Source organism: Pseudoalteromonas sp. S2893, assembly GCF_005887105.1.
GTDB classification, from domain to species: domain Bacteria; phylum Pseudomonadota; class Gammaproteobacteria; order Enterobacterales; family Alteromonadaceae; genus Pseudoalteromonas; species Pseudoalteromonas atlantica.
Window position 1 is genome coordinate 1 of the sequence record NZ_PNCY01000056.1, and the last position, 24,944, is coordinate 24,944.

The following is a 24,944-nucleotide window of genomic DNA, read 5'->3' on the forward strand; positions in this document are numbered from 1 at the left end:
GAGCCTGTTAAAGCAGAGCCAAAAGCAGCTGAACAAAAAGATGCCAATGCAAAAACGGTTATAAGCAAAGGGGCTGCAAGCGCGCCTATGGCTCAACCGACACCAGTTGCTGATAGCGACGTAAAGTATACATCAGTTGCCATGGCACACGATAAGCGTGAGTTAGTTCCTGATAGTGGCTTACGCGCAGGGTCAATTAAACCTGCAGGTCGTGCTAGTTCAGACATGACTAAAACAATGAGCGCTGAGTAACCCTTAGCCTCATTAAAAAGCCGCGCTATGTAAAAATAGCGCGGCTTTTTTGTTTTAATACCTGTCTTGTCCTGAAATGTATTTTCTCATTTACTCCTCTTTCACTTCTCTTTGTGCAATAGATCTTTATTAGCAAATAATAAACAGCTGCGTTGCTTCTCGCGCAAGCAAGCTTTGCGCCTACAGCCTAAATTTAGCATCGTGGCTATTTTTACTTGTAGACGCACAACTTGTTGCCGTGACGGGCAAAGCCCGTAATAAACCCATATTCACAAAGAGGATAAGAGACGCTGCGCTTTTAGAGAAAAAATGAAAAAACAATTGTTTAAATTGGTGTGGTTTTCTCATTTTCTTCTCATTCACTTCCCTTTGTGCAATAGATCTTTATTTGCAAAAATAAATAGCTGCGCTGCTTCTCGCGCAAGCTAGCTTTGCGCCTGCAGCTTAAATTTAGCATCGTGGCTATTTTTACTTCTGGACGCACAACTTGTTGGTGTGACGGGCAAAGCCTGTAATAAAGGATTTATCCTCGAAGAGATTTAGAGGCGCTGCGCTTTAGAGCATTAATAAAACTAAATTAAAGGTAATAAAAAAGCGCGATAAAAATATCGCGCTCTTAAATCGGCTTTTAACTAGATCAAATGAGTTTATTCGCTTTCATTTTCCATAAAGCGCTGTAACTGATCTTTTAAGTTTGGTGGAATGCCTTTAATAACCAGTGTATCGGTCGCTTCATTGTAAGTTACGCGCTCACCTAAATGTTTACGCTCAAAACTAACACTAACACCGCCCCCTAAACCCGAAAACTTAACCATACTGGTCACCGTTTTTTTATCGACCGGGAAAGAGTCTTCTAAGTCGTAGCTTTGCTCTTTGCAAAAGTTATCAAACGGACTATCGTCACCTTTCGTTAGCGTAGCCGAGAGCTCAGTAACGCTTGCATCTTCACCCGTGGTCACGCAATCGTTACAGTAGTCAAATACTTGCTTACGTAATTCGTCTTTTTCTGATTTATCGAATGACTGCTCCGATAAATAGTCTTCAACGGCATTAAGCATCACTTGGCTTTGTTGTTTAGGGTCTATGCCCTCTTCACAACCTAAAAAGTCTAAGAAAAAGTCTGCTACTTTTCGACCTGCTCGCCCTTTAATAAAAGAGATATAGCGATTGTCCTCAGCTTGAGTATCCCACGCGGTTAAATCGATACGTGCAGCTAGTTGCATGCGCGATATATCTAAGTGGCGCGACGCTGCTAAATCAAGCTCAGAGGTCATGCTGTAATGCTCTTTAATATTGATCATAGCTATTAGCATGTAATCAGTAGCCACATACTGATAATGACAAAATACTAAGTAGCCTGTTTCGCTAAAAGCATATTTATCTAACTCTTCTTTTAAAACAGTAGATGCCTGCTCGGTCATGTGCCAAAAGCCTAACTCGTCATTACGATAGCTTTGCATTGCCGAGGCTACAACACTGTTTTTATCGCCACTAAATGCACAGTAACCTTTACCTGGCTTTGAGTTGTATGCATGATGAAGTTGTTCGATAAAAACAGCGACTTTATCGTTTATCACCATTTCATCGTTTCGTAGGTGAATTTGCGTATCGTCGTCTTTTTTGTCTACATAATGAACGACTAATTTTTTAACGTCTGTTGTCATCTTTGTTTTTCACGCCTCTGGTGTTAAAATACGAGAATATAACTCTTTTATTGAACCAACTGATGCCAATCTTATCAAAATACTCTAATGAAGAAGTAGAACAAATCGTCGATCAGCTCATTGATGTGCTAACGCAACACAATGCGCCGGTTGATTTAAGCCTTATGTGTTTAGGAAATTCTATCACGCATATCCTAAAAGAGCATGTACCTGCAGGGAAAAGACAAGCCGTAACTGAGAACTTTGCAAAAGCACTTGCTCAGTCGGTTAAATAAATTATATGAATTTATCGCAGCACAATCAGTTTTCGTCAAAAGCGAGTCAGTTATTAAGTTGGGGCCACTGGTTCACTTTTGCAAATATTGGTTTAGCGCTTTTTATTAGCCTAAGCTTTTTATTTGCAGATTCACCGCCAACTAGCTTTATGGGTATTACCTATATGTTAGTGACGTGGTTAAGCCATACGAGCTTTATCGCTTTTTTAGCATTTGTGCTGACGGTATTTCCTTTAAGCTTAGTGTTTCCCTACCCTCGACATATTCGAGGTATGGCTGCCGTTATTGCTACGCTTGGGGCGTCTATTTTAACGCTTGATGCGTATGTATACGTTAATTTGGGCTATCATTTAAGCTCTTCTGCGCTACCGGAAATCATTTCCTTACTGTGGCATCGTCTAACTAGCTCGCCTGCCCTTACTACCTTGTTAGCCGGGGGGATTGTTTTACTCATTTTAGGCTTCCAGTTAGTTGTAAGTAACTATACGTGGCAGCACTTAGCGCGTTTAAAACAACTTAAGTTTGCCCGTTTTGCCAGCTCGTTTTTAGTATTATGTTTTGCACTTAGCCACAGTATTCACATTTGGGCAGATGCAAATTTAAAGTTTGATATAACGAAGCAAGATAACGTTCTACCGCTGTCGTACCCTACGACCGCTAAAAGTTTATTAGCAAAAAATGATTTGCTCGACATTGAAAGCTATAAACAAGCTCACAATGTAAGAATTAATAACCAAAATATTAATTACCAAATACCTGCTCCAATGCAAAAATGTGAAGATTACACCGCGCAGCAAGTCGATATTTTTGTATTTGATAGCAACGAGCAGTTAAAACGCTTTGTTGCTAAGCATAGCAACCTACATAAAACTGATCAGTTTTTACAGCCGACACACCATGGCGATAGCTTGTTTAGTTTGGTGTATGGCTTACCTTCTTTTTATAAAATGGCTATTTTATCAGAGCAAACCTTACCTGCGTGGCAAAGTCAGCGCAGAAGCATAGAGCTTGCTGGAATTGAACAGCTAAACTTTATAAACGATCAAGCGCATTCAAACAGCGCAATTAAAATCATTAAAGGTGAAGATAATCCGGCTCCTCGCAGTGACGATACCCATATTTTTGCGTTTAGCTTAGCTAATAATAGCTCGGAAGTAGTTACATCATCGGTGTTATACAGTTCAGATAAGCGAATAGCCAAGGTAGATGGACTTATTCAACCCAGTGATATTATTGCAACCAGTGTAGGCCAATACTTAAACTGTAAGTCTGTGGTTAAACAAACCATGCTAGGTGAAAACCTGTATAAGAAAAAAACGGACACTGGCGTTAATTACTCGCAAGGCGTAGTTATTGCTTACAAAAAAGATAGAATTACGCTAATAGATTCAGACGGTAACTATAAAAATATATCTGCCGCTGAAGGTTTTTCTATTGAGCAAAGCCTCGATATCCCGTTTTTAGTACAAAGTATTAAAAAGCTAAAAACCTACACACAATAGCCCTATCCCTTAACCTAGCTTGCTATAACACCAAGCTAGGTTATATTTACTAAATCATAGTAAACGCTCAGGGATGAACTTAATGCAAAAACACACACTTTTTTTATGCGCAGTAATGGTATGCCCACTTTCTCTTCAAGCGAAAAATGCCACAACTTACTATAAATGCGTGACAAAAAACGGCACTATTTTTTCGCAATTCCCTTGTAACGATAACGCTACCGCCTACACAATTAATACAGTATCGGGAATTAATACTGCACCGGCGCAAGATTACACAAAAGAACTAAACGCATTAGAGCGCGAACGGATCGTGCTTGACCTACAAGCAGAGCTGAGAAGTAATACTAATAAATTAGCGATTATAAAACGTAAAAAAGACCGCGCAGAATACAACCAACAACAGCGCCTCAACCGTATTTTAGATGACGAGGACAAAAAGTTAATTAGCAAAGATATTACCAAGCAATTAAAAATAATAAATAAAGATCATAAAAAGCAAACCACCGAAATTGAAAAGCGCATTAAAAAGTTAGAGAAAAAAATAGCTTCCTACCAATAACTTAGCTTTTGCCATCACACTCAATTATGCTTTAAGCTAAAAGTATAAAAACTGAGAATATTTATCTTGGTTTTAAACTTAAAATAACATAACCTTAACAACTATAGAGTTAAAGCTCTAACGTGTATAACACTACAGCACCACTAACATTTATAAATGCTGTACTAAAATCGTTATATACACTTTTTTAAGGAGTGTTTATGCAGCCACGCCACATAGCTGAATTAATTTTAACGGGTTTTAAAAAGCATTATCAGCTGTTTCAAAAAACCACCGCCCAAGCCCCGCTTGCCTTTGCAAATCGCGATTGGCAGCAAATTAATGAAATTAGTAAACTGCGTATTAGTTACTACGATGACAGAGTAAACGAAACCACTAAAGCATTAAAACAAGCACAGTTAACTGAGCAATTAGATGAGCAGCTTTGGCTTGAAGTAAAAATACTGTACCAGCGCTTTTTATGCTTTCACCCTCAAGCTGAACTTGCCGAAACATTTTATAACTCAGTATTTTGCCGTTTGTACCACAGACGCTATTTCCATAACGACTTTATATTTGTACAAGCCACATTAAAAGATGCCCCTGCCATTCCTGTTGAGGCAGAGTACCGCAGCTACTTTCCAGTGGTGGATGGTTTAAAGCCCACAATAAAGCGCATTATTGAGCATTTTGATTTTAAAGCCCCGTTTGTAAATTTAGAGCGGGATATACGTTTGCTCGTAAAGGCATTTTACAAACAAGCGCCCGACACTCACCACCAGCCTTGGCAAATGCGCTTTGATATTTTGCATGCGCCTTTTTATCGTAACAAAGCAGCTTACATAGTCGGCCGTGTGGTCTCTCAAAGCGGTGTGCAGCCTTTTATTATTGCAGTACTGCACCATGAAAATAAAGGCTTATACCTCGATGCGCTATTAACTAAATCATCGCAAATGCGGGTTATTTTTGGCTTTGCACGGGCTTATTTTATGGTTGAAACCCATGCGCCCTCAGCTATGGTGCGATTTTTAAATCAACTTATGCCTAATAAAACACTTGCTGAGCTTTATAATGCCATTGGGTTTCATAAGCAAGGTAAGACAGAGTTTTACCGTGAATTTTTACATCACTTGTCTCACTCAGACGATAACTTTATTATAGCGCCAGGCACACCAGGCATGGTGATGATGGTATTTACGCTGCCCTCTTTTGGCTATGTATTTAAAGTCATTAAAGATAAGTTTGGCGAAAGCAAACCGTTTGGCCGCGATACCGTGCTTAAACGCTATCAACTGGTAAAAAGCCATGATCGGGTTGGCCGCATGGCCGACACCATAGAATACTCTAACGTCGTATTTCCTTTGGCACGCTTTGATAGTAATTTACTGGCGCAGCTACATAAAACCATTGGCTCATCTATGGTAATTGAAGGCCCGTGGCTTATTATCAAGCATTTATATATTGAAAGGCGCATGACACCGCTTAATTTATTTTTAGAAAACGCCAGCGAAGAAAGTGCTGCCGATGCAATAGAAGAGTACGGCCAAGCACTTAAAGAAATGATTGCGGTAAATATATTCCCAGGCGACATGCTGCTTAAAAACTTTGGGGTAAGCAAACACAAGCGCATTATTTTTTACGACTACGATGAGGTTCAATACCTAACAGATATGAACTTTAGGGCCTTACCTAAGGCCAAAAGCTATGATGATTACTTAACTGATGAACAAAGCTACTCAGTTGCGCCGCAAGATGTTTTTCCTGAGCAACTTTGTACCTTTGTTATGCCAAACCCAAAGTACAAACAGTTTTTGCTCAGTACACACCCCGAGCTTGTTGATGTTAGTTTTTGGAAGCAAGCTCAGCAAAATATAAAAAAGGGTCATGTTAGTCACATATACCCATACCCGACAGCACAACGCTTTATTCATCACTGGTAAGCGTTAAAGGACACACAATGAACATAAGTAAAATAGATTTAAATTTGCTGGTTTACCTCGACACCCTATTACGTGAGTGTAATGTAACCCGCGCCGCTAACCAGTTAAGTATTACTCAACCAGCTATGAGTAACGGCCTTAAGCGTTTAAGAAACTTGTTTAATGATCCAATTTTGGTACGTACTAGTGAAGGTATGGTCCCCACAGAGCGTGCTATAGAGCTACAACCGGTTATTCGCGGTATATTAATGACCCTAGAAGAAACCCTCGCACCTAATCGCGAATTTGAAGCCAGCCAAAGTAAACGTGTATTTAGAATAATGGCCAGTGACTATGCAGCCAGTACATTAGCGCCAAAGCTTTTAAGTAAACTTCATGAAGAAGCGCCAGATACAACCCTAGATATACTTACGCCTAGTGATGTAACATTTCATGATGTTGAAAATGGTAAAGTGGATATGGCAATTAACCGCTTTGAAAACCTTCCGCAATCTTTTCATCATAAACGTATATGGAAAGACAGCTTTTGCTGCTTAGTAAAAGCCGACAACCCAATTATCGAAAACTTTAGCCTAGACAGCTATTTAAAAGCCCGCCATATATGGGTAAGTAAAACCGGCTTTGGGGTTGGCGTAGGGATGGACCCTAAAGATGTACAAAAGCTAGGTTGGGTAGATGAAGCACTTGCCCATTTTGGTAAACACCGAAATATTGCCACGTTTACCCGTAATTACCACGTAGCCATTCATTTAGCAAAAGAGCAAAATTTAGTGGCGACCTTACCTTCAAAGGCTGCCAATATTTACTTAGATGATGCAGGCCTTAAAATTTTAGAGCCTCCTTTTCCTATACCGCCTTTTGAACTAGATATGATTTGGAGCCCTTTACTGCATCGTGATGCAAGTCATATTTGGTTACGCCAAAAAGTAGCCGAAGTGGCGGATGAGCTTAAATAACCTTATTACAAAAGCCATGTAAAATTTGCGAGGTTATTTTATTTTAAATAGCCTTGCAGCTTGCTAAATAAAGAAATAATCAATAATTACAACAAGTTAAAAATTAAAATGGAATTGGAATGGCCTTTGCTTTAGTTACTATGAAACTTAAATTCATGTAAAGAGAGGTCATTATGAATACCCATCAAGGAACAGAAGCAACTCATATTACTGACATCATCCAAGTAATGAACAGTGGCATTGATTTTTATCAAAAAGCGCAAGAGAAAGTTGAAGACCCAGCCATTGGCGCATTATTTCAACGCATGATTGACGCACGAAAAGTAAGTGTTGAGCGCTTACAACCTTATGCTGTTAACGAAAAAGGTGAGCGTGAAGACGGCTCTTCTTTTGCTGTAGAAGCACGCAGAGCTTACACAGCCCTACTCACTTCGTTTAGTTCTCATAACGATAAAACATACGTTAAAGAGCTTGAAGAGGTAGAAGATAAAACCCTTGAAGAAATTAAAGCAGCGATGGATAAACCACAGCCAGCCGACTGTGAAGCAGCCTTAGCGAAAACCTTGCTAACGATGCAAAGCTGCCACACCGAAATGAGCCGTATGCAAAAGCATTAGGTCTCAAAATGGCTTAGTTATGTTGTAACTAAGCCATTTTAAATTTAATTTTCTAAGGTCATAGCTAGAGCCGCGTATTGTCTAAACCAAGTGGGACTAGCTACTGCATGTCTCATAATATTATTAGAACGACTTATAATTGAAGGCTCAAATTTAGATAATTCACGCCAGTCATAAGAAAATGCAATTTGTTCACCTTTTTGACTTATACCTTCGCCAGTTACAAATTGTGGTATAGGTCCTGGGCCAATAGCAATCCGTTCAACGGCAGTTTTTGCTAAGCACTTCATGATATCTAAGTTGTTAAAATACTCTTCTCGCTCTGCAACAACAAAAAAACCGACATCAATATGACCATGATTAATATCTTCATATCTTTCATGTGATTCTCCGCGTCTGTCCCAGTTATAGTTCCAAGTGCAGGTACCATCATTATGGTATTCTAGGTTATCTGTGAAAAAATCTATAATACTCATTATTTTGGGTTTATAAAAATCAGGCCTATCACTCCATTTGTCTAAGTATAACATCGCAGTTGCCATGGTCAGATTATGGTTATGTGCTAAAGGATTACTATACAATCCAGAATCACCATAATTATCATTATAAAGGTTTACATAATAAAAACTCCCTTTGATCGCTGGGTTTTTACTTATGCTGTATGAGCTTTCATGACTATCTACAATTCTCTGGGCACTTGATGTATAAAAATCAGCAAAAGTGAAGTAATCTGTTAAATTTTCAGATCTAATAGTATCGACTATACGCATAATACCATTCAAAATCATACCATCTGTTAATACAGTTATACTTGAATCATTAAGTGACCTCTCCCACCCTGGTGCAATTTTATCTCGTTCATTTAAAAAAAGTTTAGGAGCCCGTTTATAACTATTTGTTGGAGAGAAGCTATTTCTATTTCGAGTCATATCCGTATCACTAAGCATTTTATTCGCTAGTTCAATAGCCAAATCCAAATACTCGATCTTATTAGTTACACTGTAAAAATGTAGGTAAGTTCGTAACCAGTAATAGCCATTCCAAGCATACTCATTGCCTGTATTTGATGTCTTGTTAATCATTGGGTTACCTGGATATTTAGTGGATATCATATCCGCTAAATCTGAAATATTATCTACATCAGAGACGTTAGGATTAGGAACTTCTAAACCGCTTATTAAATCAGCAGGTGTAATATTGTGAAATTCAAAAAATGAGTCTTCCTTTGCGGAAATTAACTGTGGCTCACCTGTGGCACTTACCCCAAAATTGCGGCTATTCTCAAAGTTATTCAGATCTATCAACCCTAGGCCCTGGAGAGAACCTTCGGAAAACTTATTAGATCTTCTAAATAGCCAATTAAATGATACATCTGTAGGGTCAATAAAGTCTTTTTTAACTGAAAAACTTTTTAGCCCATCGGAAGCGATTAACTCTCCATTTTTTACAGTAATTTCTAGAAAACGTGTTTGATAGAAGTTTAGTTTATTCCAAATACCGGGATACTTATCACCAAGCTTGATTTGTACACTTGACTGATTAAATAATACAAATTCTTTTGTATCAGAGTTAGAAAGTAGATAGGTTTTCTTCGATGGGTCACTAGGAGTTTCACCAAGCCACACTACTATTTTAAACGGGCCCGAAGGTTGCCAAACATCAAAACTAGCAAAACTATTGGCGCCATTGAACTTTATAGCAGTATCTGCTGAAACAATATTAATATTAAATGAAAATATTAATAAAAGGGTAAGTAGTAATTTGATCTTCATCATACTCATACGATCTCCAATGAGATGGCATGACGCTTTACTGCATACAATTTATTGTATGAGGCGATCCCGCTATCATAGGCTAAGCCCTTAGACCGGAGATTTTGCGTCTTCACCTTTCAGTGAATTTGCCGAAATTAATGTTAATAAATTTTATTCTGCATGTTCGAAAAACAATCAGAACACGGCGGATTCTAATCCTTTAGTACTCCATGTCAAGCATAAAAAGCAATAAATCATTAGTAAAAAATCAATATACTTCGAAATTAGTAAGTTACAAAAAAAGGGCCTTACGGCCCTTTGAACTTAAATAACATAAGGGAGTGTTATTTATTAAAAACGGTATTCTGCGCCTACGTAGTAATAAGCACCATTAAAGCCAAATGGCGCTGAACGGCGAGAGTATTCAAATACCCCATCGCTGCTTACAATCGTATTGCCATTTGAGTCTACAATTGTGCCCGAGCGTGAGTTACCAATGGTGTTTTTATCTGGGTACACGTCAAATAAGTTATTTGCACCAATATTTACAGATAAATCTTCAGTCACGAAGTAGTTAACTTTAACGTCAGTTAAAATTTCTGCACCGTAGGTTTGGCGTCCGCCATCTTCTACTGTGTATTCACCAAAACGGTTAAGTGAAAGGTTTACAGTCCAATCACCACGCTGGTAAAGCGCACTTAAGTTGATGCGATCTTCTGGTTGCCACTCTTCAATAATTGAAATTTCTTGATCAGAGAAAACATCTTCAACCGGTACGGTTTCAAGCCCTGAGCCCGATGGTGTAAATAACGATACCACCTCAGTTTCAGTAAAGTTAGCTGCTAAAGTAAAATCAAGCGTGCCACCTAATCCCTCGGTATTCCAAGTAGCTACAAAATCAATACCCGAAGTTTCGGTATCTGCACCATTTAAGAAAAACTGCCCTGCACCTGCGCCTGAGCTGATTAATGCAGCATCTAGGCTTGAAGAAAGCCCTTTACCTAAACGGTTACTAATTACTATGCGGTCGTCAATATCAATTGAGTAGTAATCCACAGTAACATTAATGTTATCCGTAACGTTGTAGACAATACCTAAGCTGCGGTTTTGCGATTTTTCTTCTTTAAGTTTTGGAATACCTAAACTTTGTGCAAGGGTTGAATCGTTTCTGAATGTACCTACTTCTTCAGCAACTAATGAGCCGTCTTCAGCCACAACAAATTGTGTGCTGATATTGTTAAAATACAATTGCTGCATTGATGGCGCTCTAAAGCCTGAGCTTAATGCACCACGCAGTGACACATCATCAGTAATTGCCCAGTTACCCGCAAGCTTAAAGTTTACTGTGTCGCCAAAGCCTTTGTAATTATCGTAACGCAGTGCGCCTGATAAAATGACATCTTCAATTAGGTAGGTTTCTGCATCAAGGTAAAACGAAATTACATCGCGTGACTCATCAACCGATGATGCCGGCGAAGAACCACCAAAACCTTGCGTACCGCCAGAGGCATCTTCAGAGCCTACACCGCCACTTAAACCACTATAAATACTTACCCCATCAAGGGTGTCGTAATCACGATAAGCATATTCGCTGCCCTCTAAAATACGGTATTCATCGGTACGAATTTCTGCACCCATAGCCAGTGAGTAGTCATCAAAGTTTTGTGTAAAATCTATATTAATGGTTTGCAGTGATAACTCCATGCCATAGGCATAGGCTTCACGCGGAATAGTACTGCGAATATCAGCGGCACTTAAACCTTGCTCGTAACGTAAAAAGTTAGCGTACGAGGCATTGATTGTGTCACTTGTTGTGTAATCAATGCTGTTTTCACCGTAGGTGTACGATACATCTAAACTTGCATCGTTATCAAAGTCGGTTTTGTAACCAAAGTTGTAAGAAATATCATCAATTGTGGTATTAATTTTCGGTAAAAAGCCTAACGGGATAGTTGCATCGTTGTCTTGTAAAACAGGGTTACCGCCCGCATTTGCATTATGACGGAAAAACGCTGCTGATTCGTTATCGCGCGTTGAATAAGTAATAAAGCCATACAGCTCACCACCACCTAACTCATACCCTGTATTAACGGTTAAGCCAAATTGTTGTGAGTCGGCATCGCCAATACGAAAAGTGTCTCTGTCGGCGGTCAGTTCACGTGGATCGCCTGCCAGTAAAGTACCGTCGCTAAGCTCTGTACAGCCATAAAACTGACACGAGCCGTGCAAACCTGCGCGGTTAGTAGGCGAGCGGTCGCGGTAATTAAGTGTTGCATTTAAGTAGCCGCTATCACCTAGGGCAAACCCTTTATTAAAATCAACGTTTACTGTTTCGCCATCACCCTCTGAGTATTGGCCGTAATTAACCGCTGCTTTGCCGCCTTCGCTGCCATCTTTTAGTACAATATTAATTACACCGGCAATTGCATCTGAGCCGTATTGCGCTGCTGCGCCGTCTCGTAAAACTTCTATACGTTTAATAGCTGAGGCTGGAATAGCATTCATATCGGTACCTGCGGTACCACGCCCTACTGAGGTATTGATATGAATAATACTTGCCTGATGGCGGCGCTTACCATTAATAAGCACAAGTGTTTGGTCAGGCCCTAAACCACGCAGTGTTGCAGGTCGTAAGGCATCAGTGCCGTCACTGATTGACGAGCTTGAAAAGTTAAATGAAGGCGCAATAGATTGCAACATACGGCCAACTTCAGTTTGGCCTGTGTTTTCAAGTGCTTCAGCACTTAAAATATCAACGGGTACGGGTAAATCTTCTACTGAGCGCCCTGCTACGCGGCTACCTACAATAGCAATTTTTTCTATTTTCTCTTGTGCAACACCCTCTGCTGCATTCACACCGTGTGAATTTGCTGCAAGCAATGCTGGTAATACAGCTGCACTAACCCCTGAAAGCTTCATCATGTTGTTATATTTCCTATTGATTTGTTTGAGTTTTATACTCAGTAAACCATTTTGATCAACAACCGCATCGAGCTCAGTCCCACTTAATAATGCTTGCAGTGCATCTAATTGGGTATAAAAACCATAAACCGAATTTGCTTGGTAATTTTTTGCCAACTCATAAGAAAACACCACGGTTTGCTCTGTTTGTTTAGCAAATTCTATTAAGGCTTTGTCTGCTCGCTGCGCTTGTATATCAAATTGCACCATTTGCCCAGTGGTCTGTGTTGCCCCTTGCACACTCAAGCTAAAAATAGCCGGAGCAAGTACACTTAAACCACTAAATAAATGCGTTTGGTTACTGCGCAATTTATATAAACAGCTGACAAACAAAATTCCTCTATAGTTTTTTATCTTTTTTTTAAACTTTTTTTTACTAATAACATTTAAAGATGCAACTTCACCTAACATTTGTTTGATATGCATAACATTTCTTATGATTTAGTTTGCTGTGTTAGGCTCACCATATGTTCACCTAAACGCTCATGCTCAATTGCAAAGTTAGTCTGTAAACTCTCAAGTAGCCCCTCAACATCACCAGCTTTAAATACACCCGCCACTTTTATATTGGCAAGCTCATCGCTTGAAAGCTCAAAACGCGTAGAGGTGTAACGGCTCACTTCATTTAATGCATCGCTTAAATGCTCGCCATTAAAAATTAACATACCATTTTGCCACGCTAAATCACGCTGTACATCATCCACAGAAAGCTGTGTGATAGGTTTAGTAATGCTTTGCTCTATAATTGCTTTTTCGCCAGAGATAACAATATTGGCATTGATTTTACGTACTTTTTTAGCGTTATTATCAGCCAGTTGGTAGTCTTTAAAATCGTTGGCACTTACCGCAACACTTGGGTCGGTGATCATCACTTTCCCTTCGGTTACAACCAGCTCTAAATCAGAAGAGTTATTGCGCTGTACATTAAATACAGTACCAAGTGCCGTAAAGCTCTTATCGCCAGCCATCACACTAAATGGGCGCGATGCATCTTTTGCTACATTAAAACGCCCTTCCCCCTTACTCAGTAATAACTGACGACGCCCTTTGCTATAAGCTACCTCTAATAGGCTATTCGTGTTTAATTGCACTATGGTGCCGTCGGGTAAAACATACGTGGCTTGTTCGCCCACCTTCGTAGTATAAATTTTGGTGTAATTTATTTTAGCCAGCTCTTCGTTGTAGCCGTTTTCAAGGTTAATTAATAAGTAACTACACACCATTAATGCTGCAAATAAGCTCGCGGCAATGGCACTAGAAAACGCCCATCTTTTTTTCTGGGGTTGTTTTACACTTCTATGCGGAAATAAACTGCTTAACTCGTTTAATACGGCCAATTCATCCCATAGCTGCGCAAGTTCGTAGACGGCATCTTGATGGGCGGTACTTTGCATCATCCAAAGCTTAAATTGCTCTTTTTCAATTTCGCTTAAGCCCCTATCAATTGCGCTGATCCATTGGCAGGCTTTTTCTAAAATTAAATCTTTTGATGTAAATTGATGAACATTACTCATTTCGCTGCCCTCTCAATTGATAGAGCCGAATTACAAGCAGAATTATGCGCCGCAGATTGGTTATGATTTTGTTCATGTTCTTTCATGTATAACATGGTTTGTAATAAACCTTTGGCAATGTGTTTTTCTACTGTGCTTTCACTTAATTGCATGTGCTGGGCGATTTCTTTTTGGCTCATACCGTACACTTTTTTAAATATAAAACATTTACGGATAGAAGAATTTAGTTGATCCGTTGCTCTGCAAAAAAGTAAAAAACGCTCTTTTGAGGTGTATTCATCCTCAAGTTGTGAGGATTTAAGCAGCGGGGGTAATTCTGCGTCGTGCTCTAACGAGTCATTAAACTTGTTATCCCACTTGGCTATATGATTAAGCGCTAAGTGCTTTGCAGTTTTAAGCATGTAACTGCGTCTAAACTGAATATCTTGTTTTAAATCAGCTTCGTAGCTTTTAATAAAGGTTTCTTGCACAATGTCTTCTACGTCATCGGGCTGTACAATACGCGACACAAAGCGTTTTAACTGCTTAGTGATATCAACAAACGTTGATGTCATATTTACTTTGGTAGTCATCCTTAACATAGGCCTATTGTTATTTTTATTACCGATAGATTACGAGTTTTTGACATAAAAACAAGCGCAAATGTTAATTTAGCGTTGTTTAGGTGGGTTTTGAGTAAACAGGAGATCAAATGAGTAAATTATTAGATTACATAAGGCTCAGTTTTTTTGCAGCAGGTTTACTATTAGGGGTACAAATACCGGCCTTTGTAAGCGACTTTGGGCACGCTTTAGAAGCACATTTAATTGAAGCAAATAACGCATTAGCCCCGTTTAAAAAAGATGCTCAAAACTACTTTAACAACGATTTAAACAAGTTAATTGCCCACTACGAAAATATTGGGGATGATATTGTGGGTAAGGGGGCTACCCATATTAAAAACCTCAATAATCGCCAGCACTCTTTACAAGTGGCAGTTAATAACTTTAACCAATCGCCCTATTTATTTACTTTAACCAGCGAATTTCTCACCATTAAAAAGCAAGTATGGCAACGCTTTGAAGGGCAAATAGTGTTAAAAAAAGACTCCATAATAGCAGCGCTTGTTAGCGCCATTATTATTGCTATTTTTGCTGAGTTTATTGGCTTTGTAACCTTATTCATTATTAAGCGCGGGTATTACCGCTTATTCATAGCTGGCAAATAAAGACTTCATAAACTCATAAAACACCTCGGTTTTACGGGTTGTTAAGCTATTTTGAGGCCGTAAAAACCACACCGGCGCGTCGCTTTGTGCCATTACATTGGGCATCACCTCTACTAAGTTTCCGGCACTTAGCTCATCGTTAATCGCAATTTTAGATTTAATGGCTATGCCATGTCCGGCAAGGGCTGCTTGCGTCATGTTATCGGAATTAGAAATAGTAAAGCGCGTTTTGGCATTAAAGGTGTGTATTTTATTATTTTCATCATACAGTTTTAACTGCCTTTGCCAGGGTAAACACACCCAATAGTGCGTGCTCAGTTCGCTTAGTGTACAAGGCATACCATGCTTTTTTATATAACTTGGCGCTGCACATAAAATACGGGAGTTGTTGACAATTTTGCGAGAAAGCAGGCCAGAATCGGTTAATTGCCCTACTCTAATTGCCACATCTTGTGCATCATCGACCACATTGACAAAATGATCAGTAATTAAAAAGTCGAGCTTTAGTTGCGGATATTGGGTTTCAAACTCGGTCAACTTAGGCATAACATACTTTGAAAAAACCCACGGTGGCATAGTCACACGTAATAACCCACTCACCGAAGAGCTTCGTGCGCCAATGCTGTGCTCTGCATCGTGCAAGGCTTCTATAATAGCCCCTACACGATGATAAAATAGCTCACCGGCGGGCGATAACCTTACTCGTCTGCTGTCTCTAAACACTAACACGGTTGAAAGCTCGCGCTCGAGCTTGCTTAGCCTGTGGCTTACTGTTGCCGGCGACAAACGTTGCTCACGCGCAGCTGCAAGCACCCCTTTATTTTCTACGACGGCAATAAATGTTTCTAGGTCACTTAAATTATACATACATTTGGCTAGGCAGTTTTTAATGTTTAATATTTTCGAATGAAGCTTTCAGTTTTGCAATATATATTTAAATAACTAAAACACCCATAATCGCCGTACAGTTATATTCGAGATTTAATAATGAATTTAAAAGCACAAATTGATGCCTATAACGTGCAAAAAGAAGCGAAGCTACCTAGCGATGTATTAGCCCTTATGGCGCAGACAAATGAAGATCTCATTGCTCAGCATATAAAAGATAATGCGCTACAGGTAGGCGCTAAAGTAAGCAATTTCAGTTTAAACAATCATAGCGCTGAGCAAGTTGAGCTCGCTGATTTATTAAATAATGGCCCGGTAATAATTAGCTTTTACCGTGGTAACTGGTGTCCATATTGTAATTTAGAGCTAAAAGCACTTAACGATCACTTACCCGAATTTAAAACACACAATGCGCAGTTAGTTGCGATATCACCACAATTACCCGACCAGACGTTATCTAGCGCACAAAAAAATGCCCTTGAATTCGATGTGCTTTCAGATATTAATAACAAGGTAGCCGAGCAATTTGGTTTACTGTTTACTTTAGATGAGCGTATTGTGGCGCTTTATAGCCAGTTTGGTATTGATTTTGAAAAGTACTACGGCAATATAAAGTTATACATTACCTATACCAGCAACCTATGTAATTAACCAAAAAGGCATAATTACGTATGCCTTTTTAAACGAAGACTATACCCTACGCGCAGAGCCTACTGATGTATTGGCAGCCCTTGAATCGGAGCAACACTAATGTCTATTTTAAAATCGTTAAAAACCCTTACCCTATCACTTCTTGTTGGTACTAGCCTTGCCTCTGGCTACGCTATGGCTGAGGAGCCACAGGCACAAGTGAAACCTAAAGTACTTATTTTTGATGTAAACGAAACCTTGTTAGATTTAACCTCCATGCGCACCTCTATTGGTAAAGCGCTTGGCGGGCGTGAGGATTTATTACCACTTTGGTTTTCGACCATGTTGCATCATTCACTCGTTGATACTGTAAGTGGCAATTACCACGATTTTGGTCAAATTGGCGTTGCATCGCTGCGCATGGTTGCCAAAAATAACAACATAGCTATTACGAATGAACAAGCAAAAACAGCCATAGTCACCCCGCTTTTAACCCTACCTCCTCACAAAGATGTGAAAGAAGGACTGGCAAAACTCAAAGCACAGGGCTATAAGTTAGTAAGTCTGACAAATTCTTCGAACAAAGGCGTTAAAGCCCAGTTTGAGAGCGCTGGATTAATGTCGTTCTTTGATGCGCGTTACAGCATTGAAGATATTAAAATTTATAAACCAGACTTACGTGCCTATGAGTGGGTGCTAACAAAATTAAATGTAAAAGCAAATGAAGCAATGATGGTAGCGGCGCACGGTTGGGATGTAGCAGGCGCTAAAGAAGCCGGGTTACAAACAACCTTTATAGCCCGCCCAGGTAAAACACTTTACCCACTGGCAAAAAAACCAGACCACGTTGTGAAAGATTTACATGAATTAGCCGCTCTACTTAAATAAGCACTCCCAGCGCTAATTAATCAATACCCAAGCGGCCGATGTTAGGATGACATTGGCCGCTTTTTTTATTAGGGCGTGTTGATTTTTAATAGTTGAATTTGCAGCAGTGTGTTTGGTTTTTAGGCAAGACAGAGCCTATAAGTGTGGTTATTCCACATAAATAGGCGAAACGCAGGAGCAGTTATCATGTCCACTAGGTTACAAACCTCACGCCGCAATTTAATCGCCCCTAGATTGAACAAATTTCAATCCGCAAAGTTCAACACGCCCTAATCAACATTCTTAAAAACTGGCTTATAAACAAACCATTTAGCATTTTTATCTGCTAGCAATTTACTCCCCACAACGCTACTATTTAATGAATACGCAGTGGAGATAATTATGAACAGTCAAAGATTAAGCGAATTTGAAGAATACTTTCAAATAAATGAAAGCATTCGAGTAAACTTATTTGCTGTAGAAAATCAGTTAGTGCCGCAATCTCAACTCGCGCTTGAAGACGACATACCACCTCTATTTAAGCTAGCTAACGAAGTCAGTGAGCTTGAACAGGCCTCTTTAAGACCCCTTAGAAACTTAGGCGATTTAGCACAAGAGCTGGCGGCTTTTTTACAAGCACAGTCGCGTAAAATTGATTTAATAATGAGCCACATTTTAGCCTCAGAGCAAGCTCAAGATAACGCCATACAGTGCGATAGCTACGGCGGAGGCGGCATTCGCTTTACTTCGCCTGATGTATACGCAATAGGCCAAGCATTTAGAACAAAGCTATTTTTGCACCACGAAGCCTCAGCCGTATACTGTTATACAGAAGTTGTGGCCGTTGAAAAACAAGACAGCGAACACTACCAATACACATTACTGTTTACTGCAATAAGAACCACAGACCAAGAATTAGTTGTCAGAGCCAGCTTACATGCACAAACACGCCAGCTAAAAAAACGCCAAGAACTCGAGCAAATTGACGATGATTCTAGCAGCGATAAATAGCTGACATATGCATGTAAAATGCTAAACTAGTGCCACCGTAATTTGTATCAAAACTTCATGAACTTTAGACTTTTACCTGAATGGGCTGAGCAAGACGCCGTTATGCTTACCTGGCCCCATGCACAGACCGACTGGGCTGATACGCTTGAACGCGTAGAGCCTGTTTATGTTGAGCTTGCAACACATATCACAGCCGTGCAGCAGCTTGTTATTGTTGCCCATAACACGGCGCTTAAAAGCCACATTACTGCCTTGCTTACAAAAGCGAATATAAACTTAAGCCACGTGCACTTTGTTGTTACACCAACAAACGATACCTGGGCACGGGATCACGGCCCTATTACCTGCGCAAATATTGACGACGCTCGCCAACTTAAAATTTACGACTTTATCTTTAATGGCTGGGGTAATAAGTTCGAAAGTGCCCTCGATAATAAAATTAACGCCGTACTGGTAAACCAGCTAAGTAATCCAAACACTGATTACCAAGCCCTAAATGTGGTACTTGAAGGTGGCGGCATTGAAATTAACGAACACGGTGTGTTGCTTACAACCAGCGAATGTTTACTGAATAAAAACCGCAACCCCGATTTATCATCAGGCGATATTGAGTCAATTTTAACAACGCATTTAGGCGCAACTGACTTTTTATGGGTAGATCATGGCTACTTAGCTGGTGACGATACCGACAGCCATATCGACACACTGGTCCGTTTTGCACCCAATAATACACTTGTGTATGTTAAGTGCGATGCTAAAGAAGATGAGCACTTTAACGCATTAGATGCGATGGAAAAGCAGCTGCAAAGCTTTAAAACGCAAAATAATACCCCATATACGTTAATTGATTTGCCGTGGCCAAAACCAGTGTTTGATGATGACAACACCCGTTTACCGGCAACGTACGCAAACTACTTGATTATCAATAATACGGTTTTAGTCCCTACGTATAACGATGACAACGACGCACTGGCGCTAGCGCAAGTTCAAAAAGCGTACCCAGCGCACACTATTATTGGCGTTAATTGCCTACCTATTATTGAACAATTTGGTAGTTTACATTGCATTACCATGCAGTTACCTCGTGGATTTTTAGCTGGAGCAGCACAATGACAAGCCCTGCAAAATTAACCGTTGCCTTAGTGCAACAAACTAACAGTGATAACGCCTGCCAAAATATGGCAAAGTCGATTGCTGGCATTCGTGATGCTGCTAAGCAAGGCGCACAGCTTGTGGTTTTGCAAGAGCTGCATCGTAGTCTGTATTTTTGTCAAACAGAAGATGTTGATGTATTTGACTTAGCCGAAACAATTCCGGGCCCAAGCACAAATACACTGGGCGAGCTTGCTAAAGAGCTAGGCATCGTTATTGTGGCTTCACTGTTTGAAAAACGTGCCACCGGGCTTTATCACAATACCGCGGTGGTACTCGAAAAAGACGGCACCATTGCGGGTAAATACCGTAAAATGCACATTCCTGATGACCCGGGCTTTTACGAAAAATTTTACTTTACCCCAGGCGATTTAGGCTTTGAGCCAATTCAAACCTCAGTGGGTAAATTAGGTGTTTTAGTATGCTGGGATCAATGGTTCCCTGAAGCGGCCCGTTTAATGGCCATGGCTGGCGCAGAAGTATTAATTTACCCAACTGCAATTGGCTGGGACCCACGTGATGATAACGCAGAGCAAACACGCCAAAAAGACGCGTGGGTAATAAGCCAACGTGCGCATGCGGTTGCGAACGGCGTACCCGTTATTAGCTGTAACCGTGTAGGGCACGAAAACGACCCTAGCGGACAAAGCGAAGGTATACAATTTTGGGGTAACTCGTTTATTGCAGGGCCTCAAGGTGAAATGCTCTCAGAGGCGAACAATACTGATGAGCAAATTTTAGTAGTAGAACTTGATCAAAAAGCCTCTGAAAACGTAAGACGTATATGGCCGTACTTACGCGACCGCAGAATTGATCACTATCAAGACTTAACAAAAATTTACCGAGACTAAATAACTGCATGGCGTTTGTGAGCAAACGCCAACTATAAAATGGAGCACTAAATGGCGTTTGAGCAATGGGCAGCCTTGCCGTGGGTAAAATCTCAAAAAGATAAAATTCAATGGGGGCAGCTAACTGGCAGTGCACTAAGTATAGCCATTGCAGAAGGTGTAAAGCAGCAAAACGATTTAGTGCTTATAGTTACGCCAGATACGCCAAGCGCATTACGGCTTGAAACCGAGCTCGAATACTTATTGCCAGATAACCCGGTAATGGTATTTCCTGATTGGGAAACCTTGCCGTATGACCATTTTTCTCCGCACCAAGATATTATTTCAGCGCGCTTAGCCACTTTAAACACTTTAAAAAACGAGCAGCAAAGCGTACTTATAGTGCCTGTATCTACGTTAATGCTACGTACTGCGCCTGCTTCGTTTATTTATGGCTCTACTCTTAATTTTAAAGTAGGCGATAAACTCGACACCCATAACCTGCGCAGTAATTTAGAACAAGCAGGATATTTAAACGTACAACAAGTAATGGAGCACGGCGAATACGCAATACGTGGCTCTATTGTTGATTTGTACCCAATGGGCAGTGTGCACCCATTTAGGCTCGACTTTTTTGACGATGAACTCGACTCTATTCGTTTATTTGACGTAGAAACCCAGCGCTCAGATGAAAAAGTAGATAAAATTGAGTTACTGCCCGCGCATGAATTTCCAACCAACGAAGCAGACGTTGAGCGTTTTAGAATAAATTATCGCGATAAATTTGGTGCCAGCTCAGAGCAAGACTCTGTTTACATGCAAGTAAGCAAAGGTACTTGGCCTGCCGGTATTGAATACTACATGCCGCTGTTTTTTGAAAAGCTTGCCACCATTTTTGATTACTTGCCAAACACCACTACGGTTATGCAACTAGGTGATTTAGAACACGCCGCAGATACCTTTTGGCACGATGTAAACGTACGCTACGAAAACCGTAAAGTAGATCCTCTGCGTCCACTACTGGCGCCCAGCGAGTTGTATCAACCTATTAATGAGTTGTTTTCTAATTTAGGTGAGTTTGCACGAATACGTTTATCGCAAGCTAAATTACCCACTAAAGCAGGCAATAAAAACTTAAATGTGAGCGAGCTGCCCGCAGTACGAATCGATCATAAACAACACGAACCCTACGGCGCATTTATTAACTATGTGGCAGAGCAAAAAAAGAAAAAAAGCCGTATTTTATTAAGTGTTGAGTCTGATGGTCGCCGCGAGTCTCTATTAAGCGTGCTTAAGCCAAGCGGCTTAAAGTTTAAAGAATTTGAAAGCTTACAGCAATTTACACAAAGCCAAAGCGATGTAGGCTTAATTGTAAGCCCTCTTGAGCAAAGTGTTGTACTGGGCACAAAACCTAGCCTTTCTATTATTACCGAGCAAGAGCTGTTAGGTATTAAAGTGTCGCAACGCAGGCGCCGTAAACATAAATACGAAGCAAGCCAAGATGCGTTAATTCGTAACTTAGCTGAGCTTAAAGAGGGCCAGCCAATTGTGCACCTTGATCACGGTGTTGGTCGCTATCAAGGCCTGCAAACAATTGACGCGGCAGGTGTAATCACTGAGTTTGTTACCATAACCTATGCCGGTGAAGCAAAATTGTATGTGCCGGTATCGGCACTGCATATGCTAAGCCGTTATTCGGGCGGTGAAGAAGCAAGCGCCCCGCTTCACAAACTTGGCTCAGATGCCTGGGAGAAAGCCAAAAAGCGTGCCGCCGAAAAAGTACGCGACGTAGCCGCCGAACTATTAGATATTTACGCACAGCGCCAAGCAAAACCAGGTAACAAATTTGCACTCGATGGGCAAAGCTATCGCCAATTTAGCGACAGCTTTCCATTTGAAGAAACCGACGATCAGCGTAATGCCATTGAAGCCGTACTTGGTGATATGCAATCAAAACTTGCTATGGACCGTTTAGTGTGTGGTGATGTAGGCTTTGGTAAAACAGAAGTGGCTATGCGCGCCGCGTTTGTAGCGGTTAACGATAACAAACAAGTCGCCGTGTTAGTACCAACCACCCTGCTGGCTCAGCAACATTATGAAAACTTTAAAGACCGCTTTGCCGATTTCCCTATCGAAGTGGGAGTGTTGTCGCGCTTTAATTCAACTAAAGAGCAAAAAGACACGCTTGAAAAAATGGCCGACGGTAAACTCGATATCGTTATTGGAACGCATAAATTAATTCAGCAAGATATTAAATTTAACGACTTAGGTTTACTGATTGTTGATGAAGAGCACCGCTTTGGTGTGCGCCAAAAAGAAAAAATAAAGTCATTACGTGCTGATGTAGATATATTAACGCTTACTGCAACGCCTATTCCGCGTACTTTAAATATGGCGATGAGCGGCATGCGTGATTTATCAATTATTGCCACCCCACCTGCTAAGCGTTTAGCGGTTAAAACCTTTGTACGCCAACGCGACAGCGACTTAATACGCGAAGCCATACTGCGTGAAATTAAACGCGGCGGCCAAGTGTACTTTTTGCATAACAATGTTGAGACTATTGAGCGAGTCTCGCAAGAGATCAGCGAATGGGTGCCAGAGGCTAGTGTCACCTCTGCTCATGGGCAAATGCGAGAGCAAGAGCTTGAGCAAATAATGACAGACTTTTATCATCAAAAATACAATGTACTGGTATGTACCACCATTATCGAAACCGGTATTGATGTGCCTACTGCTAATACTATTATTATGGACAGAGCCGATAAACTTGGCCTTGCGCAATTACACCAATTACGCGGTCGTGTTGGGCGAAGCCACCACCAAGCGTATGCTTATTTATTAACCGGCGATGCTAAAGCACTTTCTAAAGATGCCACTAAACGCTTACAAGCAATTGAGTCGTTGGAAGATTTAGGCGCAGGTTTTGCCCTTGCCACACATGATTTAGAAATACGTGGTGCGGGTGAGCTATTAGGCGACGATCAATCAGGGCAAATGCAAACTATTGGCTTTAGCTTGTATATGGAAATGCTAGAGCAAGCGGTTAATGCCCTTAAAAATGGTAAAGAGCCAACGCTTGAAAACCTGCTTCAGCAGCAAACTGAAGTTGATTTAAAACTCCCTGCCTTACTACCTGATGATTACATACACGATGTTAATGCGCGTTTAGGTATGTACAAGCGCATTGCAAGTTGTGCTAACCTTGCCGATATGGACGAATTACAAGTAGAGCTTATAGACCGCTTTGGTTTATTACCTGATGCCACTAAAAACCTATTTAGTATGCAGCAACTAAAAATGCGTGCCAGCGATTTAGGAATTACAAAAATAGAAGCAAACCCTAAAGGGGGATACTTTGAATTTAGCCAAAATACGAAGGTTAATCCTAGCTTCATCATAGGCTTGATACAAAGTGCACCCCATGTGTACAAAATGGATGGCGCAAATAAATTGCGCTTTGCGATTAATGAGGTAAACCCTCGTGAACGCTTAAAAATGGTCACTGCAATGATTGCAGATTTCGAAAAAAAGGTTAGCCATTAATGTTGCTAAAAAAATCGCTTATCGTGTTATGTTGCTTATTTAGCAGCACCGCATTTGCAGAACGTTGGTTTGAAGTAGAAGTGCTGGTATTTAAACAGCGCCCTGCCCCCTATTTACAAGAAGACTTTAGCTTAAAGCACGAGCCCCTTAAGGCGAAAAATACGTTAGAGCTACTCACCCCTTTATACACAGAGCAAGCTATGCAGGCATGTATAGATGGCGATAGTCGCTTTCAAAAACGCTCGTTTACCGATTCTTTAGTTAATGCCAACCCACAATCGGGTGTGTGTGATAACAGTATCGACTTTATGCAAAGTTACGACGAGTTACCCGTTACGCCATTAGCACCGGCACAAGATACAATGGATGAGCCCTATTTACTCGCACCAGAGCAATTACAATTTACTGCCCAGCGCCGCGCTTTGGACAGAAAAGGTTTAGCCCCGCTACTACATACCGGCTGGCGCTTTGAAGGGGCAAGTAAATCGCGTGCGCCAAGCATACATTTAATTTCTGGGGATCATATAAAACGCGACGTTAACACTACGCCTAATTATTCAAATCCCGACTTTATTAGCCTAGTACAAAGTAAGCCACAGCTATTTGATAGCTCAGAGCAGCCCTTAAGCTATTGGGAGCTAGATGGTTTATTTAAAATACATTTACGCCACTACCTTTACATAACCGCTGATTTTGACGTAAACGAAAAACTACCTAATGGGGATATAGAATCGGCCCGCTTTTCACAATTTAAACGTGTAATAAGTGGTGAAATCCATTACTTTGATCATCCTCGTATGGGCATGATTGTACAAATACGCAAGTATAAACACTAAA

20 protein-coding genes, 1 pseudogene and 1 riboswitch are annotated in these 24,944 nt (G+C 40.6%); of the genes and pseudogenes, 15 read left to right on the forward strand and 6 right to left on the reverse strand.

The features are described 5' to 3' along the window. A partial coding sequence (locus CWC04_RS17940) for a hypothetical protein (RefSeq protein ID WP_138686065.1) occupies window positions 1-252 on the forward strand: 252 nt, incomplete at its 5' end. Between the two features lie 647 nt (window positions 253-899). Here CWC04_RS17940 and yejK read toward each other — a convergent pair. Continuing rightward, window positions 900-1,916, reverse strand: a complete 1,017-nt coding sequence (gene yejK, locus CWC04_RS17945; RefSeq protein WP_004588924.1) for a nucleoid-associated protein YejK — start codon at window positions 1,914-1,916, stop codon at window positions 900-902. Between the two features lie 62 nt (window positions 1,917-1,978). Here yejK and CWC04_RS17950 point away from each other — a divergent pair, with 62 nt between their 5' ends. From CWC04_RS17950 to CWC04_RS17975, 6 genes are all read left to right on the forward strand, one after another. Further along, a complete protein-coding gene (locus tag CWC04_RS17950; RefSeq protein ID WP_004588923.1) occupies window positions 1,979-2,191 on the forward strand; it encodes a YejL family protein in 213 nt (70 codons plus the stop codon). Between the two features lie 5 nt (window positions 2,192-2,196). Next, on the forward strand, window positions 2,197-3,693 hold the full coding sequence (locus CWC04_RS17955) for a DUF3413 domain-containing protein (RefSeq protein ID WP_138686066.1): 1,497 nt from the start codon (window positions 2,197-2,199) through the stop codon (window positions 3,691-3,693). A gap of 82 nt (window positions 3,694-3,775) precedes the next feature. After that, window positions 3,776-4,255 carry a DUF4124 domain-containing protein gene (locus tag CWC04_RS17960; protein ID WP_138686067.1) on the forward strand — a complete coding sequence of 160 codons (480 nt, stop codon included), beginning with the start codon at window positions 3,776-3,778 and terminating at the stop codon, window positions 4,253-4,255. Window positions 4,256-4,455: 200 nt separating this feature from the next. Then, window positions 4,456-6,174: a bifunctional isocitrate dehydrogenase kinase/phosphatase gene (gene aceK / locus CWC04_RS17965; RefSeq protein WP_138686068.1), complete on the forward strand. Its 1,719-nt coding sequence runs from the start codon at window positions 4,456-4,458 to the stop codon at window positions 6,172-6,174. Between the two features lie 17 nt (window positions 6,175-6,191). Beyond that, window positions 6,192-7,130 (forward strand): LysR family transcriptional regulator, encoded by a 939-nt coding sequence (locus CWC04_RS17970; protein WP_024032602.1) that lies wholly within the window; start codon window positions 6,192-6,194, stop codon window positions 7,128-7,130. A gap of 173 nt (window positions 7,131-7,303) precedes the next feature. Further along, window positions 7,304-7,747: a ferritin-like domain-containing protein gene (locus CWC04_RS17975; protein WP_004588918.1), complete on the forward strand. Its 444-nt coding sequence runs from the start codon at window positions 7,304-7,306 to the stop codon at window positions 7,745-7,747. Between the two features lie 44 nt (window positions 7,748-7,791). Here CWC04_RS17975 and CWC04_RS17980 read toward each other — a convergent pair whose 3' ends face one another. The 4 genes from CWC04_RS17980 to CWC04_RS17995 form a co-directional block, all read right to left on the reverse strand. Next, window positions 7,792-9,528, reverse strand: coding sequence for a hypothetical protein (locus CWC04_RS17980; RefSeq protein ID WP_138686069.1), 1,737 nt, complete (start codon window positions 9,526-9,528; stop codon window positions 7,792-7,794). Between the two features lie 50 nt (window positions 9,529-9,578). After that, window positions 9,579-9,662: riboswitch (cyclic di-GMP riboswitch) on the reverse strand. A gap of 190 nt (window positions 9,663-9,852) precedes the next feature. Then, on the reverse strand, window positions 9,853-12,888 hold the full coding sequence (locus CWC04_RS17985) for a TonB-dependent receptor plug domain-containing protein (RefSeq protein WP_138686070.1): 3,036 nt from the start codon (window positions 12,886-12,888) through the stop codon (window positions 9,853-9,855). Window positions 12,889-12,896: 8 nt separating this feature from the next. Continuing rightward, complete coding sequence (locus CWC04_RS17990) at window positions 12,897-13,976, reverse strand: FecR family protein (RefSeq protein ID WP_138686071.1); 1,080 nt, start codon at window positions 13,974-13,976, stop codon at window positions 12,897-12,899. Continuing rightward, a complete protein-coding gene (locus tag CWC04_RS17995; protein ID WP_004588915.1) occupies window positions 13,973-14,548 on the reverse strand; it encodes an RNA polymerase sigma factor in 576 nt (191 codons plus the stop codon). Before CWC04_RS17995 ends, CWC04_RS17990 begins: the two co-directional genes overlap by 4 nt. 119 nt (window positions 14,549-14,667) lie before the next feature. On the opposite strand from CWC04_RS17995, the gene CWC04_RS18000 reads away from it, so the two are divergent. Continuing rightward, the gene (locus tag CWC04_RS18000; RefSeq protein WP_138686072.1) at window positions 14,668-15,183 is read left to right on the forward strand and encodes a DUF2937 family protein; all 516 of its coding nucleotides are present in this window, start codon (window positions 14,668-14,670) and stop codon (window positions 15,181-15,183) included. On the opposite strand, the gene CWC04_RS18005 is transcribed toward CWC04_RS18000, so the two are convergent. Next, window positions 15,163-16,050 (reverse strand): LysR family transcriptional regulator, encoded by an 888-nt coding sequence (locus CWC04_RS18005; protein WP_024032599.1) that lies wholly within the window; start codon window positions 16,048-16,050, stop codon window positions 15,163-15,165. The genes CWC04_RS18000 and CWC04_RS18005 overlap by 21 nt on opposite strands. 120 nt (window positions 16,051-16,170) lie before the next feature. Here CWC04_RS18005 and CWC04_RS18010 point away from each other — a divergent pair. From CWC04_RS18010 to CWC04_RS18040, 7 genes and pseudogenes are all read left to right on the forward strand, one after another. After that, a pseudogene (locus CWC04_RS18010) lies at window positions 16,171-16,822 on the forward strand (peroxiredoxin-like family protein). Continuing rightward, window positions 16,822-17,589 carry a haloacid dehalogenase type II gene (locus CWC04_RS18015; RefSeq protein ID WP_054982350.1) on the forward strand — a complete coding sequence of 256 codons (768 nt, stop codon included), beginning with the start codon at window positions 16,822-16,824 and terminating at the stop codon, window positions 17,587-17,589. The pseudogene CWC04_RS18010 and the gene CWC04_RS18015 overlap by 1 nt, the downstream one beginning before the upstream one ends. Before the next feature lie 381 nt (window positions 17,590-17,970). Continuing rightward, window positions 17,971-18,579, forward strand: coding sequence for a PilZ domain-containing protein (locus tag CWC04_RS18020; RefSeq protein ID WP_024032596.1), 609 nt, complete (start codon window positions 17,971-17,973; stop codon window positions 18,577-18,579). Window positions 18,580-18,636: 57 nt separating this feature from the next. Then, a complete protein-coding gene (locus CWC04_RS18025; RefSeq protein WP_138686073.1) occupies window positions 18,637-19,692 on the forward strand; it encodes an agmatine deiminase family protein in 1,056 nt (351 codons plus the stop codon). Then, entirely contained in the window at window positions 19,689-20,582 is an 894-nt protein-coding gene (locus CWC04_RS18030; RefSeq protein ID WP_004588908.1) for a carbon-nitrogen hydrolase, read from the forward strand. The genes CWC04_RS18025 and CWC04_RS18030 overlap by 4 nt, the downstream gene beginning before the upstream one ends. A 51-nt stretch (window positions 20,583-20,633) precedes the next feature. After that, on the forward strand, window positions 20,634-24,107 hold the full coding sequence (gene mfd, locus CWC04_RS18035; RefSeq protein ID WP_138686074.1) for a transcription-repair coupling factor: 3,474 nt from the start codon (window positions 20,634-20,636) through the stop codon (window positions 24,105-24,107). Next, a complete protein-coding gene (locus CWC04_RS18040; RefSeq protein ID WP_138686075.1) occupies window positions 24,107-24,943 on the forward strand; it encodes a peptidoglycan binding protein CsiV in 837 nt (278 codons plus the stop codon). Before mfd ends, CWC04_RS18040 begins: the two co-directional genes overlap by 1 nt. The last annotated feature ends 1 nt before the right edge of the window (window position 24,944 follow it).

Coding starts and splice junctions, on each gene's coding strand:
- yejK (WP_004588924.1), bottom strand. CDS start 1,916: ATGACAACAGACGTTAAAAAATTAGTCGTTCATTATGTAGACAAAAAA.
- CWC04_RS17950 (WP_004588923.1), top strand. CDS start 1,979: ATGCCAATCTTATCAAAATACTCTAATGAAGAAGTAGAACAAATCGTC.
- CWC04_RS17955 (WP_138686066.1), top strand. CDS start 2,197: ATGAATTTATCGCAGCACAATCAGTTTTCGTCAAAAGCGAGTCAGTTA.
- CWC04_RS17960 (WP_138686067.1), top strand. CDS start 3,776: ATGCAAAAACACACACTTTTTTTATGCGCAGTAATGGTATGCCCACTT.
- aceK (WP_138686068.1), top strand. CDS start 4,456: ATGCAGCCACGCCACATAGCTGAATTAATTTTAACGGGTTTTAAAAAG.
- CWC04_RS17970 (WP_024032602.1), top strand. CDS start 6,192: ATGAACATAAGTAAAATAGATTTAAATTTGCTGGTTTACCTCGACACC.
- CWC04_RS17975 (WP_004588918.1), top strand. CDS start 7,304: ATGAATACCCATCAAGGAACAGAAGCAACTCATATTACTGACATCATC.
- CWC04_RS17980 (WP_138686069.1), bottom strand. CDS start 9,528: ATGAGTATGATGAAGATCAAATTACTACTTACCCTTTTATTAATATTT.
- CWC04_RS17985 (WP_138686070.1), bottom strand. CDS start 12,888: ATGCATATCAAACAAATGTTAGGTGAAGTTGCATCTTTAAATGTTATT.
- CWC04_RS17990 (WP_138686071.1), bottom strand. CDS start 13,976: ATGAGTAATGTTCATCAATTTACATCAAAAGATTTAATTTTAGAAAAA.
- CWC04_RS17995 (WP_004588915.1), bottom strand. CDS start 14,548: ATGACTACCAAAGTAAATATGACATCAACGTTTGTTGATATCACTAAG.
- CWC04_RS18000 (WP_138686072.1), top strand. CDS start 14,668: ATGAGTAAATTATTAGATTACATAAGGCTCAGTTTTTTTGCAGCAGGT.
- CWC04_RS18005 (WP_024032599.1), bottom strand. CDS start 16,050: ATGTATAATTTAAGTGACCTAGAAACATTTATTGCCGTCGTAGAAAAT.
- CWC04_RS18015 (WP_054982350.1), top strand. CDS start 16,822: ATGTCTATTTTAAAATCGTTAAAAACCCTTACCCTATCACTTCTTGTT.
- CWC04_RS18020 (WP_024032596.1), top strand. CDS start 17,971: ATGAACAGTCAAAGATTAAGCGAATTTGAAGAATACTTTCAAATAAAT.
- CWC04_RS18025 (WP_138686073.1), top strand. CDS start 18,637: ATGAACTTTAGACTTTTACCTGAATGGGCTGAGCAAGACGCCGTTATG.
- CWC04_RS18030 (WP_004588908.1), top strand. CDS start 19,689: ATGACAAGCCCTGCAAAATTAACCGTTGCCTTAGTGCAACAAACTAAC.
- mfd (WP_138686074.1), top strand. CDS start 20,634: ATGGCGTTTGAGCAATGGGCAGCCTTGCCGTGGGTAAAATCTCAAAAA.
- CWC04_RS18040 (WP_138686075.1), top strand. CDS start 24,107: ATGTTGCTAAAAAAATCGCTTATCGTGTTATGTTGCTTATTTAGCAGC.